The organism is Vibrio sp. V42_P2S4T144 (assembly GCF_009904715.1).
Classification (GTDB): Bacteria; Pseudomonadota; Gammaproteobacteria; order Enterobacterales; family Vibrionaceae; genus Vibrio; species Vibrio alginolyticus.
On the sequence record NZ_WXWS01000425.1, the window covers coordinates 1 to 14,730 of the forward strand.

Annotated in this window: 12 protein-coding genes; 6 read left to right on the forward strand and 6 right to left on the reverse strand. The window is 45.5% G+C overall.

What is annotated here, in order from left to right; all coding sequences use genetic code 11:
* Positions 1 to 181: 181 nt before the first annotated feature.
* Both CAG68_RS14275 and CAG68_RS14280 read left to right on the forward strand, forming a co-directional pair.
* Positions 182 to 715, forward strand: a complete 534-nt coding sequence (locus tag CAG68_RS14275; RefSeq protein ID WP_161441297.1) for a GNAT family N-acetyltransferase — start codon at positions 182 to 184, stop codon at positions 713 to 715.
* 18 nt (positions 716 to 733) lie between these two features.
* Positions 734 to 1,168: a hypothetical protein gene (locus CAG68_RS14280; protein ID WP_017820067.1), complete on the forward strand. Its 435-nt coding sequence runs from the start codon at positions 734 to 736 to the stop codon at positions 1,166 to 1,168.
* A gap of 91 nt (positions 1,169 to 1,259) precedes the next feature.
* On the opposite strand, the gene CAG68_RS14285 is transcribed toward CAG68_RS14280, so the two are convergent.
* Positions 1,260 to 1,499: an RNA recognition motif domain-containing protein gene (locus tag CAG68_RS14285; protein WP_005466432.1), complete on the reverse strand. Its 240-nt coding sequence runs from the start codon at positions 1,497 to 1,499 to the stop codon at positions 1,260 to 1,262.
* Positions 1,500 to 1,647: 148 nt separating this feature from the next.
* Between CAG68_RS14285 and CAG68_RS14290 the strand changes: the two genes are divergently transcribed.
* On the forward strand, positions 1,648 to 2,181 hold the full coding sequence (locus CAG68_RS14290; protein WP_161441298.1) for a GNAT family N-acetyltransferase: 534 nt from the start codon (positions 1,648 to 1,650) through the stop codon (positions 2,179 to 2,181).
* A 124-nt stretch (positions 2,182 to 2,305) separates the two neighbouring features.
* On the opposite strand, the gene putP is transcribed toward CAG68_RS14290, so the two are convergent.
* From putP to CAG68_RS14310, 4 genes are all read right to left on the reverse strand, one after another.
* Positions 2,306 to 3,799 (reverse strand): sodium/proline symporter PutP, encoded by a 1,494-nt coding sequence (gene putP / locus CAG68_RS14295; RefSeq protein ID WP_005374582.1) that lies wholly within the window; start codon positions 3,797 to 3,799, stop codon positions 2,306 to 2,308.
* A 136-nt stretch (positions 3,800 to 3,935) separates the two neighbouring features.
* Positions 3,936 to 4,643 (reverse strand): delta-1-pyrroline-5-carboxylate dehydrogenase, encoded by a 708-nt coding sequence (locus CAG68_RS14300; protein ID WP_005392153.1) that lies wholly within the window; start codon positions 4,641 to 4,643, stop codon positions 3,936 to 3,938.
* 11 nt (positions 4,644 to 4,654) lie between these two features.
* Positions 4,655 to 7,786, reverse strand: coding sequence for a bifunctional proline dehydrogenase/L-glutamate gamma-semialdehyde dehydrogenase PutA (gene putA, locus CAG68_RS14305; protein WP_161441299.1), 3,132 nt, complete (start codon positions 7,784 to 7,786; stop codon positions 4,655 to 4,657).
* Between the two features lie 405 nt (positions 7,787 to 8,191).
* On the reverse strand, positions 8,192 to 9,004 hold the full coding sequence (locus CAG68_RS14310; RefSeq protein WP_025768702.1) for an AraC family transcriptional regulator: 813 nt from the start codon (positions 9,002 to 9,004) through the stop codon (positions 8,192 to 8,194).
* A gap of 972 nt (positions 9,005 to 9,976) precedes the next feature.
* Between CAG68_RS14310 and CAG68_RS14315 the strand changes: the two genes are divergently transcribed.
* Positions 9,977 to 10,696, forward strand: a complete 720-nt coding sequence (locus CAG68_RS14315; RefSeq protein ID WP_017820063.1) for a helix-turn-helix transcriptional regulator — start codon at positions 9,977 to 9,979, stop codon at positions 10,694 to 10,696.
* A gap of 73 nt (positions 10,697 to 10,769) precedes the next feature.
* Here CAG68_RS14315 and pdxH read toward each other — a convergent pair whose 3' ends face one another.
* On the reverse strand, positions 10,770 to 11,405 hold the full coding sequence (gene pdxH, locus CAG68_RS14320) for a pyridoxamine 5'-phosphate oxidase (RefSeq protein WP_005374570.1): 636 nt from the start codon (positions 11,403 to 11,405) through the stop codon (positions 10,770 to 10,772).
* Between the two features lie 115 nt (positions 11,406 to 11,520).
* Between pdxH and CAG68_RS14325 the strand changes: the two genes are divergently transcribed.
* Together CAG68_RS14325 and CAG68_RS14330 are read left to right on the forward strand one after the other, a co-directional pair.
* Positions 11,521 to 13,395 carry a sensor histidine kinase gene (locus CAG68_RS14325; protein ID WP_161441300.1) on the forward strand — a complete coding sequence of 625 codons (1,875 nt, stop codon included), beginning with the start codon at positions 11,521 to 11,523 and terminating at the stop codon, positions 13,393 to 13,395.
* Complete coding sequence (locus CAG68_RS14330) at positions 13,388 to 14,611, forward strand: sigma-54-dependent transcriptional regulator (RefSeq protein ID WP_005383565.1); 1,224 nt, start codon at positions 13,388 to 13,390, stop codon at positions 14,609 to 14,611. Before CAG68_RS14325 ends, CAG68_RS14330 begins: the two co-directional genes overlap by 8 nt.
* Positions 14,612 to 14,730: the final 119 nt, after the last annotated feature.

Below are 14,730 nucleotides of genomic sequence, written 5' to 3' on the forward strand. Positions count from 1 at the left end.
GTGCTTATGTGTGTAATAATACGACACATTACACATAAGCAATTGTTCGGGCTTATTATTTAGTAAGGCGCATGACAACTTTACAGCTGGCTAGATCGAGCTTTCGAGACGCCTTGTTATCTTGATTTATCTCGCAAACCAGTTGCTAGCAGCTATAGCCGTCTCATCAAGGAAGAAATGCATGACGATACAACCGATTCTTACTACCGAAAGACTCGTCCTCCGGCCATTCAATATCGATGACTGCCAACAAGTGGCTTTACTCGCTGGAGATAAGCGAATTGCCGACATGACAGCAAACATCCCTCATCCTTATGAGCGACCGATGGCGCAAGCATGGATAGATAGGCACGATCCGATGTATCAGCAGCATCAAGGCGTGGCGTACGCTATTACCTTGCGAAACACTGGTGAGTTACTTGGTGCAGTGAGTTTACCGCGTATCGAAGAGGGCTACGGTACATTAGGCTACTGGGTTGGCGTGCCACATTGGGGGAAAGGCTATGCATTCGAGGCCTCCAAAGCCTTACTCGAATTTGCTCGAATGCACTTTGAGTTAAACGGAATAACCGTGATACATTTGGTGGACAATCAGCGTTCTAAATCGGTGATCCAAAAACTAAATATCCCTTACATCGGTGACAAAACATTGCGCATGCAAGGCAAAGAACGAAAGGTTTGTGTCTACCAACTCACGTTCGTCGCTTCTGAATAAAGTCGAGGAATATGTCGGATGATCATCCATGAAACTTCACAAAATCTGCCCAAGAACAACCCTTTCTTGCTAGGAACTGTATTGTTGTCGCTGTTCTATTTTTCCTACCTAGCAGACAAGATCGTCGAGTTTGGACTCGTAGCACTCACAATAATAGGATTGAAACTTCTCTCAACGTACTTCACGCGCCGCGCGTTCAATCCTAAAACGCTAGATATCGATGCAAGCACCAACACCTTGAAGTACCGCCAGGGCTCAACGGTTTACTTCCGTCTACCTCTTGATGACATTGTCAAAGTCCAAATACAGAAAGAGTTCTTCTCTAGCAAAAGTTTGATGCTCTACACAGTCAACGACGCTTACCAAGTGCCGAATTCAGACAATTTCGATTCTCTACAGTTAAAGGATTTAATGAAACAACTTGAAGAGAGAATTGATGATCAATCTCGCTAAAACGAAAAGAGAAGACATTCTAGAATGTTGCCAATTTGGTCTCTAAATAGAAAGACAAAAAAGCCAGCAATAACGCTGGCTTTTCTCTGTGTTAGTCTTGCGCGACTTTCACGCGAATTTTGCTTTTTTCTACGTTCGTCAAATTCAGTGCTTCAAGAGCAGAAATTGCTTCTGCTTCGTCCGGCATGATGACAAAACCGAAGCCTTTCGACAAACCCGTTTCTTGATCAAGCACTAGCGAACACAGTTCTACTTTGCCGTACGCTGAGAATAATTTGCGGATATCTTGCTCGGTCATGTGACGAGCCAAGTTTCTTACTAAAAGTTTCATAATGAACCTAGTTGGTTTGATAACGGTTCGATTCTCTCAGTTTCTCTCTGGCAAACCAAGTGAATAATATGACGGCGGTGACTAGATCATTCTAAGTACATCTGTTTAAATGATTTTCCGTTCATTTTTCACCCATAGGATAGCCAGCATGGAAACGAAACGTCTCAAACTCATCCCCGCTTGTTTAGAACGAGCCGAAGAGGCGCATCAAGCTGTCGTTCGCAGCCAAAAGACTCTCGAAGTCTATCTGCCGTGGGTGCCTCATGTGCTGACATTAGAAGCGATGATAGAAGGGACAGAGAAAGCCATCGCAAACTTTGAAAACTTCGAGGAAGAGCTGCGTTACTACATCATTGAAAAGGAAAGCGATCGTTTACTGGGTGCGGTCGGTTTGATGATTCGAGATCCCGACGTACCATCCTTTGAGATAGGTTATTGGTTAGATGATGCAGCCGTTGGCAATGGTTATGTTGCCGAGGCTGTGCTCGAAGTTGAGCGCTATGCGTTTGATGACTTGGGCGCCAAGAGAATCGCAATTCATGCTGATAGCACCAACCAAAAGAGCCGAGCTGTAGCCGAGCGCTGTGGTTATGAGTTCGAAGGAGAGCTCAGAAACGAACGTCTGACTACATCGGGAGAGCTGAGTAACACCGTTGTTTACGCCAAAATTCATCGCGACTAACACTCCAATCTAACCGAGCAATGCTAAGCTTTGATCTCAAGCTACCACCATTAACGTTAATTAAGTTTCAGATAAAACAAAGCCCGCTAAAATAGCGGGCTTTGTGTTCATATACGGGAAGTTACTAGTCTAGTTCAACCAGTTTTTTCTCGAACGACTGGTGTTGGTCTAACACGTCTTGCGCAGCACCACCCGTTGCTTTACTTACCACAATGATGGCAAGCGTAGAGAAGATGATGCCCGGTACGATTTCGTACACATCAAACCAACCGCCAGTTAGCTGCTTCCAAACTACGATAGTGATACCACCAACAAGAATACCTGCTAACGCGCCGTTACGGTTCATACCGCTCCAGTAAAGGCTAAGTACAACCGCAGGACCAAATGCCGCACCAAAACCAGCCCAAGCGTAAGATACAAGACCAAGTACTGAGCTATCAGGCGTCATCGCTAGGAATAGCGCAACAAGCGAAATAACGATAACACCGATACGACCAATCATTACGATTTCTTCAGAAGACGCTTCTGGCTTGAATACTTGCTTGTAGAAATCTTCTGCAAGCGCTGAAGATGAAACAAGGAGCTGTGAGTCAGCGGTACTCATTACCGCCGCTAGGATTGCTGCTAACAACATACCCGCAACGACAGGGTGGAATACTGCGTTAACCAATAGCATGAAGATCTTCTCGCCGTCTTCTAGTTGAGTACCCGGATGACCCGTAACCCAAACCAGACCAACAAGACCAACAAGCATTGCACCAACCATAGATAGTGCCGTCCAAATCACTGCGATACGACGTGCAGTCGTTAGATCTTTGTTTGAACGAGACGCTTTAAAACGCGCTAGGATGTGTGGCTGACCAAAGTAACCAAGGCCCCACGCCGCTAGAGAGATAATGGCAATCGCAGACAATGGTTCGCCTTTCGCGTCATTCCATAGCGTTGCAAGTTCTGGGTTGATGTCATGTAGATCAGAACTTAGCTGACCTAAACCACCGTCCATTACCGCTATAGGAACAATCATTAGCGCAGCCGCCATTAGAAGACCTTGCACTAAGTCAGTCCAAGATACCGCTAGGAAACCACCGAATAGTGTGTAAGAAACGACACACACCGTGCCGATGATAACAGCGTAGGTATAATCTAGACCGAATACCGTCTCAAACAGTTTGCCCCCTGCGACCAAACCTGAGCTGGTGTAGAAAAGGAAAAATAGAAGAATGAAAAACGCAGAGATTGTCTGAATCAGTTTCGACTTATCGTTGAAGCGACGTGACAGGAACTCTGGCAACGTTAGCGCGTCAGTTTGGATACTGTAGGTACGAAGGCGTTTTGCACTGATGAGCCAGTTTGCCCATGTACCAAGAAGTAGACCGCCGGCTAACCAGAAGGCCTCGATACCCGCAGCGTACGCATAGCCAGGCAAGCCTAGCAGCAGCCAACCACTCATGTCTGAAGCACCTGCAGATAATGCAGCAGGCCACGGACCTAGGCTACGGCCACCTAGGAAGTAGTCAGATGAATTGGAAGTCCTCTTATACGCGTAAACGCCAATAGCAACCATAATCAGTAAATACGCCACAAAAGTGGACGTGATAGCAAAGCTATTTTCTATCATTAGATAGTCCTCGTTATAATTATTTCCTTCCTTGCCTGCCCTGATATTTTACCGTCTCAGCAATACATCAGAGTATAAAAAACCAATCTGGACCGGCTCTCAGTCCAGTTACTCCAGATTGGCATTACAAGTCAGGTTAGTGAGTTTCGTTCCCCAACTCGAGTAGAGTTGCGTTACCACCCACCGCGGTAATATTTATCGTTCGAGTGCGCTCAGTAATGAAGCGCAACGAGAGATGAGGATCATGAGCCAATTTCGGTGACTCTAAATCCGTTTCAGAAACTAAGCCGACGATTGCACCGTCACGCTTAGCTAGTTGAAGATTGAGCGCATGCTCAATCTGTGAACGCCCAACATAACCCACACTACGTACATCGCTCTCAAGCAACGGGGCAGACGCATCGTACGCAACAACCTGGACTAAGTTAGATGGGAAGTTTGCCAACGCTACAGCTTGCTTAACCAATTGGTTTAGCTCTGCATTGTCACTGCAAACGACCACACTGTTGCCTGCAATTAAGGCACAGGTGATCATCGCAAAAGCACTGTATAACGCATTATCAGCAGGCTCGATGTTGTTTTCACAAATCACCAAAGCCACACCGCGTCCTGCGGCATACAGTTCGTTAGTTTCCCCTGTAGGGCCAACTAACTGGTGAGTTTCTGCAAGAAGAGCTGATGCTTGTTGCAAGTGGTAAGAAACCACCTTGGCAACGGTAGACTGCTGCCCTTCTAGTGCAGATTTAAATGCCAGAACATGCTCGCATTTGTAATCAAAATCAGTCAGATTCCACTGCTCCCACGCAGAGAATGCATCTTTAAAATAGGTGATCTGATGAACCATAATGCGACTCCTTATGCGTTTTCTGCTTGAGCAAGAAGATGTTGAGTAAAGCGGAATAGGTAGTGTGGACCACCAGCTTTCGGGCCAGTACCCGACAAGCCTTGACCACCAAACGGCTGTACACCAACCACAGCGCCAACTTGGTCTCGGTTGATGTAGCAGTTACCTACTCGAGCATGTTTCTCAATCCAACGGTACGTGGTTTCGTTACGGCTATGGATACCCATCGTCAATCCAAAACCCGTTTTGTTGATCTGCGCAACCACGTTCGGTAATTCAGACGCTTTAAAGCGAACAATGTGCAAGATTGGACCAAATTGTTCTTCTTTCAGCACATCGATGCCCGAGATTTCAAACGCACTTGGTGAGACAAAGTCACCATGCTGGCACGACTCATCCAGCTGTAGCTGAGCGACTTTAGTCTGTGTTTTGCTCATTTGCTCAAGGTGAGCGAGGAGTTTTTGTTTTGCATTGCTGTCGATAACCGGACCAACATCTGTTTTGTGTAGGTAAGGTAAACCAACATGCAGTTCATTCATCGCACCTTGAATCAGGTTGATCATACGGTCTGCTACATCTTCTTGTACAAATAGAACACGAAGGGCAGAACAACGCTGACCAGCAGATGCAAACGCCGAACGAATCACATCACGCACCACCTGCTCTGGCAATGCAGTACTGTCCACAATCATTGCGTTTTGGCCACCTGTTTCCGCAATAAACGGAACCGGTTTCGCGCTGCGCTCCGCGAGCGTGACGTTAATGCGTTGCGCCGTTGCCGTTGAGCCAGTGAATGCCACACCAGCAATAGCATCATGAGAAGTCAGTGCATGACCGATCTCAGCGCCGCGACCAGTAAGTAACTGAATCACACCAGCAGGGAAACCCGCATCAAGCATTAATTCAATAGCACGAGCGGCAATTAAGCTTGTTTGCTCAGCAGGTTTTGCAACCACAGTGTTACCTGCAATCAGTGCTGCCGTTACCTGACCAAGGAAGATAGCCAACGGGAAGTTCCAAGGGCTGATACACACAAACACACCAAGACCTTCACGGCTAGAAATGCGTTTCACACCGTCAAAGCCTTCTAGCTCAAATGGCTGTAGGTTTTGCGCTTGTTTCGCGTAATAACGACAGAAATCCACTGCTTCACGAACTTCATCAATACTATCGTGAATCGTCTTGCCCGCTTCTTTGTGACAAATCGCCACCAGCTCAGCCAGATTTTTTTCCATTAAGTCAGCAAGCTTTTCTAAACAAGCCGCTTTTTGCTCAACAGGAACACCTTTCCAATCAGAGAAAGCAGTTTGCGCCGCATCAATTGCAGCGGAAACATGATCAAGTGTTGCAAATGCCACTTTGCCGACTTCAATTCGGCGATCGTACGGTGCGGTGATGATCTCAGCCGCATTTTCCTTGATCATGCTTTCGGCAAAACGCTCACCATTGATCATCGGGCCTGCAACCCACTGATTGTCCATGAAGCTTTCTACCTGCGCTTCAAATGGCTTCGCCTCACTGTCGATATCAATGTTGACGCCATATGAGTTCTTACGCTCAGGGAAAATATCGGCAGGCAATGGAATTTTGTCGTTGTGTAGCGTGTCAAAACCCGTCAACACATCCACAGGGTGGTGGGTCAACTCATAAATCGGACAACGCGCATCAACTAGACGGTGTACAAACGAGCTGTTCGCACCATTTTCAAGCAGACGACGAACCAAGTACGGAAGAAGATCAGCATGGCTACCGACAGGAGCATAAATACGTACTGGCTGACCGTACATTTTCATAACATGGTTATACAGTGAATCACCCATACCATGTAGGCGCTGGAACTCGTATTCTTTGTGCTCCGCCATGACAGCAATTGCCGTCACTGTGTGAGCATTGTGGCTTGCAAATTGTGGGTAGATATTACCGCGAACACCTTCGCTAAGTAGGAAACGAGCACAAGCTAGGTATGCAACGTCCGTCGCTTCTTTGCGAGTGTATACTGGGTAATTTGCATAACCCGCTTGTTGAGACCACTTGATTTCGCTGTCCCAGTACGCGCCTTTAACCAAACGCAGAGGAATAACGTCACCTTGCTCTTTTGCGAGTGCATTTAGCCACACCAAGACTGGTAGCGCACGTTTTGAGTAGGCTTGAATAACCAAACCAAACTTGCCCCAACCTTTCACAAGATCGCTACGGTACACTTTCTCAAATAGCTTCAGAGAAAGCTCAAGGCGATCCGCTTCTTCTGCATCGATTGTGATTGCAACGTCGACTTCAATTGCACGTTTCAATAGCTGCATTAGTGAGTCATACAACTCTGTCATTACACGTTCTTCATTTGCGACTTCGTAGCGCGGGTGTAATGCAGAAAGCTTGATGGAAATCGAAGGCGCAGGGCTGGTGTCGTTACCGTAAGTCTCGCGACCCACCGCTTCGATCGCCATTAGGTAATCTTTGAAGTACTTGTTCGCGTCCGCTGTAGTTAACGCCGCCTCACCTAACATATCAAATGAGTAGGTGAAACCTTTGTCGCGCATTGGACGACCGTTCTTTTGCGCTTCTTCGATCGTACGACCACGAACAAACTGGTGACCCATGATCTTCATTGCCTGATACATGGCTTTACGAATCACAGGCTCAGAGAATTTATTTACCAGACGGTTTACAGCCTGACCTGGGCTCTGGGTGCCTTGCTCACCAAGACCAACCACTTTACCTGTTAGCATGAGGCCCCATGTTGATGCGTTAACAAACACAGAGTCAGAGTTTTTCAGGTGAGATTTCCAGTCTGCGACACTCAACTTATCTTTAATCAAAGAATCTGCTGTCGCGGCATCTGGGATGCGCATTAATGCTTCTGCAAGACACATCAGCAAGATACCTTCTTGAGTATCTAAGCTGTATTCCAGCAATAAAGCATCAATCATCTGGATTGACTTCTTATCGGCACGAATGGCTTCGATAAGGTGGGTCGTTTGGGTAGTGATCGCCGATTTTTCATCCTCTGTCGGCGTCGCTAGTGGCAATAGTTGCTCTAGCCATTGAGACTCGTCCACCATATATAATGGCGAGATCAGTGACCACAACTTATCAAGCGGCTGCCCGATAAATTCCGGTGTCAACACGTTCGTAGCTGTAAACATGTGTGTTCCTCAATCTCACTCCTCGAAAACCGCTTCGAGGATTATCAATGGCTGGCAGTGTATTTTGAGGCCGATAAGAATACTTGTCAAAAACTACGACATTTTTGCCAAAAACTCGCTTTTATAACAAAACATCCACATAGTCACATTCAAATAGGTAATATTTTGTGTTGTAAATTTTAATTTTTTCATTGCATTCACAACAAAATATCAAGAATATCAATAAGATTTTTGTGAAGAGCTCGTTCTAAGAGAAAATGTAGGATCAAGTGGCATATCAGCCACTGCAAAGAACAGAGAATTTAACAAAACGAGAGATAGGTCACGTGAATAAAACATAAAAAAACCATGCATAGTGCATGGTTTTATTCTAATTGATGATTATTTGACCTAAAAAACGCATTGTTATCCAACTTGTTTTTTATAACGGGAAGGTGATATTCCCTGTAAGCGAGTAAAAGTATGAGTAAAAGTACTCTGGCTTGAGAAGCCAGTAAACTCGGCAATTTGCCCTAAAGAAAGGTGCCCTTGCTCGATTAATTCACGAGCCATGTCGATTCGCTTTCCGAGAACATATTGATGAGGTGTAATCCCCATCTGCTCTTTAAACAAGCAATGGAACTGACTTTCCCCAAGAAACACTCGCCCGGCCAATTGAGCCACACTAATCTTATGACTCAGGTGCTGCTCAATGTAACGATCAATCGCCTCCAAATCAAAGCGCGACTCTTTTCGACTGGTCTCAAATGCCGAGATATGGCGCTGCATTAACGCAATCACAGTGTCGTTACACGCACGACTTAACAGCAGGTCATCCGGATGGTTTCGCATTTCCTGAACCAACATCTGTATCAGCTTCTGAATTTGACTATCTAACTGGAAGTAGACATGGTCTCTCTCCAGGTTATTGATTTTTTGAAGCATTTCGGGATCATCATTTGTCGGTTTGGGCATATTCAGCACCAAAATATCCGATTGATTGATGACGCCACCGAAAGCATGATCAGAGCATGCGGTGACCACACAACCTTGACCAGGGCCGACAAGATTACCTCGCCCGCGCACTTCAAATTCGGCTTGCCCTTTTAAACCAATCACGATCTGCGTATAAGAATGATCGTGGCAATCCATATAAGACGGAAGTGTGATCAGCTCCGCCGGCTTTGGCAGCATAATCTCTTGATATGAAAGGATTTTTTGGTTATCTGAGTCACTCATTTTAAACAGTCGTCTTTACACGGTCAGCTTACGTCTTCGCATCATATACCTTCTTTGTTGGGTTGCAACTTTTACCCAACTCAATCGACAAGATCAAATCAGCATGATCAAGTTCATTTACATGATCATAGTTCCGGAACGATGATCATGCGAGGTTAATTTACGGTCAGTGAGCAACCAATTTTATTAACAAAAACGGATAGATAGGCAACACCTTACGTATACATAACCAATCAATGTAAAGATCCTTATTACCGAACAATCTGTTATTTTGTAAAACACCGTGCTCCATATTAGATAAGTCGTCCCTGAAACGGATCGAAACCCACTCTTAAGCTCAACATAGAGGGATTTCCCCCCTTACTAATATGCCTCTGATTCAATACATTAGTTATCGAGCTTTAAGATGCATACGATCTAAAGCTCTCGGTATCTCATTGATACCTCTAACTTACTTAGCAGACCCTCGCTAGGTAATTTAGAACCTCTTCTACACGTCGACAAGATTATATCTTGTGTTGCCAGCCCGTCTTCAGGCTGGCTTTTTTTTCGCTTCTCAACAATGAAAACAATGGCATAAGCTGATATCATAGCTTTTGTCTCACTGTCCCTCTCATATGCTTAGGTGCTGCTCTTTCGCTCACAAGTGATATGAACGTCAACCACATTACAACTGAGTTGTAGGAAGCATGATCAAGGACGATACGAGTTGTAAGCCGAACATTAGGCGGACATCCGTGAGCGCACATATCTGTAATGAAACAGACCATTTTCCCAATTAAACTCTTCGTTCCATTTCGTCGTTGTCTATGACTACCTGACGAAAACATCGAACACCTTGAATTTAATTGGATTGAGCGCCAATCAACGAACGTGTTCTAGCAACGTAACTGCCTACTTGGCAACATCGATACGAGCCATGTAACACGGACGTCTCTGTATTGGTAAAAGCAGTATGTAGTGAGTCCTTTTGTGAATATTTCAGTCGATACCATAGAACAATCCCTCCTTAAACAGCTACCAGGTTGTTGGGGATGCAAAGATAAAGATTCGGTATTCCTATACGTAAACCAGGAATACGCAGAACTGTTAGGGCACACGTCGCCCGAGGAGTGCTTGGGTAAAACTGATTTTGATATGGCCAGCCCAACCACTGAATGCGCGCAAGAATTTCAACGCCAAGATAAACATGTTCTCGAAACTGGCGAGTCACTAAAAATTCTGGATATCCACCCTTATCCAGATGGCCGCTGGCGAGCACATATATTTACTAAAACACCGTGGCGAGATGACAAAGGCGACATCGTAGGCACCATTTTCTACGGAAGGGAACTCACCGACACCGCCGTGATTGAAGTCGGGTATTGGGTTTGTCGTGCAATCAGTACCAACCCAAATCAACAATCCATCTTTCGTTTTTCTGACTTACAACCAAAACCAGAGAAGCTCACATGCCGCGAGCAAGAAACGCTTTTCCTCTTGCTCTATGGCAAAAAGCCTCAATTTATCTCTCAGGTCATGGGCATATCAACAAAAACCGTTGAAGGTCACGTCGCACGCTTACGTAATAAGTTTGCAGCGAACAGCAAGAACGAGCTAATAGATAAAGCAATGGAAGCAGGCTACGGCTCTGTTGTACCCAAAACGCTGCTTAAGCATCAATTATCGGTTGTGTTGAATGGAGAGCGATAATTCGCATCGCTTCTACCTACAAAAACACCGCCCCAATTCGGCGGTGTTTGTTTATTCATGAGGGACCATAAGCCTATGGCGCTAGACGATCAATGTCCCAACTTCCATCATGCTGGGAGAAAAGAAAACGATCGTGAAGGCGATGTTCGCCACCTTGCCAAAATTCGATGCTCTTTGGTTTTACGCGAAAGCCACCCCAAAAGGTTGGTACTGGTATTTCACCCTTAGCAAACTTCTGTTTTAGCTCTAAAAACTTACCTTCCAACACACCTCTGGCAGAAATACGGCTACTTTGTTTGCTCGCGATTGCGGCCAACTGGCTCTCTTTAGGACGAGAAGTAAAGTATTTCATATTCTCTACGGCGGTAAGCTTTTCAGCCACACCAGTAATATGAACTTGGCGCTCTAACGGATGCCAAGGGAAGTGCAAACTAATATTGCTGTTATGCTCTAGCTGCTGGGCCTTGCGACTGCCTAGGTTTGTGTAAAACACAAAACCATCTTTGTCGACGTTTTTCAATAGAACAATGCGTTGAAACGGCATGCCATTTTCATCAACCGTTGCAACTGTCATCGCAGTCGGGTCCGTTAAACCCGCTTCAACTGCTTGCTCTAGCCACAGATTAAATTGATCAATAGGATCAGCTTTCAAATCTTTACGACGCAGCCCACCTTTGGTGTACTCACGACGAATATCAGCAAGTTCCATCTTTACTCCTTCACTCGTTTTTGTCGATTGTGCTCCCGATACTGAGGAAATACAAGGACATCATTGTGCTTGTTATCGTTGCCGCTCACAGCATCACAGTGCGTCATTTGATACCATGACACAAAAAACCAGTGAGCCGATCGTGAACTTACTCAACCCCAAAGCCCTACGTCATTTTTTACTGCTACTGTGTGCCGTTGGCATTTCAGGGCTTGCGCTTACTCATCATTACGCAACTCAATACCAACATGATCAATGGCAACAAAAGCTAGAGAGACAAGCCGCGCAAGTATCACAAGAAGTGGACTACGAACTGGCAAAGTTTGAACAGATACCAAACCTATTAAGTCACGACCCAAGACTACTCAAAGCAGTCGAGCGCGGAACGCCCTCTCAAGAGCTCAACCTACTGTTATCAGATTGGTTGAAGCAAAGTTTGGCCGATACGATTTACGTTCATGACCGTACCGGGTTAGTCATAGCCTCAAGTAACTTTCAGCAAGAAGATACGTTTGTTGGCTCTAGCTTTGGCTATCGCCCCTATTTTAAAAATGCGCGACGCGGTGAGCCCGCTCAATACGTTGGATTAGGCGTACGCTCGAATAAACGTGGGTACTTCTTCTCATCTCCGCTGTGGGTAAATGAGGAAGTCTTTGGCGTGATCACAGTAAAAGTGAATTTGGAGCAATTAGAACAGCGCCTTTCGCAAACCACGACTGACGTACTCATTACAGATAAACACAATGTCGTGTTTATGAGCAATTTACCAGACTGGCGCTATCGTGCACTTTTCCCACTGTCATCGAGTGCAATAAATGAACTTACCGAAACGCGTCAATATGGCGATACCTTACCCGAATATTTTGGTGAGTTAACGGCACACAGTGGTGTCACAGAGTTTGATGACAATCAATTGCTTCTATCACCGAATTACCTCGCATACGCAACACACTTATTGGATAAAGGGTTTCGCGTCGTTGCCTTAATTAACCACAACAGCGTTCTTACCGCCGTTTTACAGGCCGATATCGTCTTCCTGATCTTATATGCGCTCATTGCTCTAATTGCGTTAGCGTGGTTCCAAACCCTAGTTAACAAAGCGCGCCTTGCTCATCTCAATGTGAGCCTAGAAGAAAAAGTAGTGCAACGGACACTAGTTCTGAGTGAAGCCAACCAAAAGCTACAACAGACCATCCGCCAATATGAACAAAGCCAACAAGAGCTTAAACAAACACAACAAGAGCTGACGCAAGCCGCGAAATTGGCACTGTTGGGCGAGCTATCAGCCAGTATTAATCATGAGATAAATCAGCCACTTTCCGCACTAAGAACCTATACCGAAAACTCGCAGCGTTTGTTGGCAATGGAAAAATACCCAATGGTCGCCGACAATTTGGGCAAAATGCTGACACTTAATGACACTATTTCGGAAGTCATTGCCCGCTTAAAAGTCTTTACTCGGAAAGCCACGCACGATTCACACAATGAAATCTCAGTACTGCACGACGCGGTACATACTGCCACCAGCATTTTGAGCAACAAGCTTATTAAGCAAGGAGTAACACTAAAAGTTCCGGCCATCGACTATGATGTGAAGCTGGCCATTCACAGCGTTGAATTAGAACAAGTGCTGATAAACCTCTTCCACAACGCCGCACAAGCGATGGAAAACCACTGTATCGATCCGCAAATATCCATTGCTGTTCAGTGTCATGATGACAGTTGCGACATTCTTGTTTCCGATAACGGGCCTGGCATGTCGGACGAAGCCCTAGCAAAAATCTTTGATCCATTTTTTACGACTAAGCCTGAGGGCTTAGGATTAGGTTTGACCATCTCCAAACGCATTTTAGAGAGCTATCACGGCTCCCTCTGTGCCTATAAACATCAGAACACAGAACAACAAGCAGGAGGCATGACCTTTATCGTGACGCTACCAATAGTCAATCAGAATAAACGTACCCCAGAAGTGGAAAACGACCATGAATAACCCAGTTTTCTTTGTTGATGACGAACCACACATTCGTGATGCCGTGTCTCAAGCCCTGCTGATTGAAGGGATAGACGTCACCTGCTTACCAAACGCAGTAGAAGCCTTACGCGTAATCGACTCAAATACGCCTGCGATTATCATTACCGATATCCATATGCCCGTGATGGATGGCTTGGAGTTTATGCGAACTTTGCGAAGCAAAAACGATCACTTTCAATTCATCGTACTTACTGGACATGGAGATGTGAAAACCGCGGTAGATGCGATGAAAAGCGGCGCGTACGACTTTCTAGAAAAACCGTTTTCAACGGAACAGCTCATGAAATCGCTCAACAATGCCAGCGATAAACTGAACTTGTTGCAAGAAAACATCTGGCTTAAGAAAGAGCTCGACATGCAAACTCATGTTGGTCCGAAAATGATTGGTCACAGTAAGGCCATGGTTAGTATTCGTCGCGCCTTGATCAGTGCGCCCACAAGCCAGCCGCTCATTTTTGTAGGTCAAGATGGTACGGGTCGGCGACTCGCTGCACAATTTGCCCACGACATACATGCAACACCGGATAGTGAGCTAATCGCCGCTTCTGGTGAAGACCTCTATGAGCTTTCATTAGAAGCGCTCGACAAAGCCATACACCGCTTAAGTGAAGGAAAACGCCACTGCAGTTTGTACTTACATAGCGCAGAGCATGTATCATTTGAGCAATGGGAATACTTATTCAAGCACCCAAAACTTGAGCGTGTTTTTGGCGCGACCACCCAAGCCGAGCCACCTCTAAAATCCCTGGCGACTCTAATTCACTTACCGACGCTCGATGAAAGAAAGGAAGATATAGGGCCTTTATACAAGCACTTTGTGCGCCACACAGCGAGTCGATATCAGTTACAGCCGCCACATATCAGCCTAGAAGAGGTCAAACACCTCACCAGTCTCGAATGGCCAGAAAACGTTAAGCAGCTACGCCAATTTGCTGAACTTCGTGCCCTCAAGCCAGATACTTTTAGAATGGAAGATTGGAACAGTGAGAAAAGTCTTGAAATTCAGAGTATGACTCAGCGCACAGAATACTTTGAATATTGCTTGTTATTCGATGCATTGCAAAGACATCGCGGCAGACTCAAAGAGGTTCAACTAGAATTACAGGTATCACGCAAAACCTTGTACGACAAACTAAAAAAACATCAGTTGGATAAAGCCAAGTTCAAGGCGTAATAGCTATACTCCGGCGCTAATTATGCTTTTGTTTGATTTAGAAAGTGTAAGAAAGCTCATTTGAAGAGAGAATAACCCTCTTCTCATATTTTATTAGCCGAGCATGCTGACATGATCGG

Bases quoted from the DNA above. Each gene is read 5' to 3' on its own strand.
- CAG68_RS14275 (WP_161441297.1), top strand. From the start codon at position 182: ATGACGATACAACCGATTCTTACTACCGAAAGACTCGTCCTCCGGCCA.
- CAG68_RS14280 (WP_017820067.1), top strand. From the start codon at position 734: ATGATCATCCATGAAACTTCACAAAATCTGCCCAAGAACAACCCTTTC.
- CAG68_RS14285 (WP_005466432.1), bottom strand. From the start codon at position 1,499: ATGAAACTTTTAGTAAGAAACTTGGCTCGTCACATGACCGAGCAAGAT.
- CAG68_RS14290 (WP_161441298.1), top strand. From the start codon at position 1,648: ATGGAAACGAAACGTCTCAAACTCATCCCCGCTTGTTTAGAACGAGCC.
- putP (WP_005374582.1), bottom strand. From the start codon at position 3,799: ATGATAGAAAATAGCTTTGCTATCACGTCCACTTTTGTGGCGTATTTA.
- CAG68_RS14300 (WP_005392153.1), bottom strand. From the start codon at position 4,643: ATGGTTCATCAGATCACCTATTTTAAAGATGCATTCTCTGCGTGGGAG.
- putA (WP_161441299.1), bottom strand. From the start codon at position 7,786: ATGTTTACAGCTACGAACGTGTTGACACCGGAATTTATCGGGCAGCCG.
- CAG68_RS14310 (WP_025768702.1), bottom strand. From the start codon at position 9,004: ATGAGTGACTCAGATAACCAAAAAATCCTTTCATATCAAGAGATTATG.
- pdxH (WP_005374570.1), bottom strand. From the start codon at position 11,405: ATGGAACTTGCTGATATTCGTCGTGAGTACACCAAAGGTGGGCTGCGT.
- CAG68_RS14325 (WP_161441300.1), top strand. From the start codon at position 11,521: ATGACACAAAAAACCAGTGAGCCGATCGTGAACTTACTCAACCCCAAA.
- CAG68_RS14330 (WP_005383565.1), top strand. From the start codon at position 13,388: ATGAATAACCCAGTTTTCTTTGTTGATGACGAACCACACATTCGTGAT.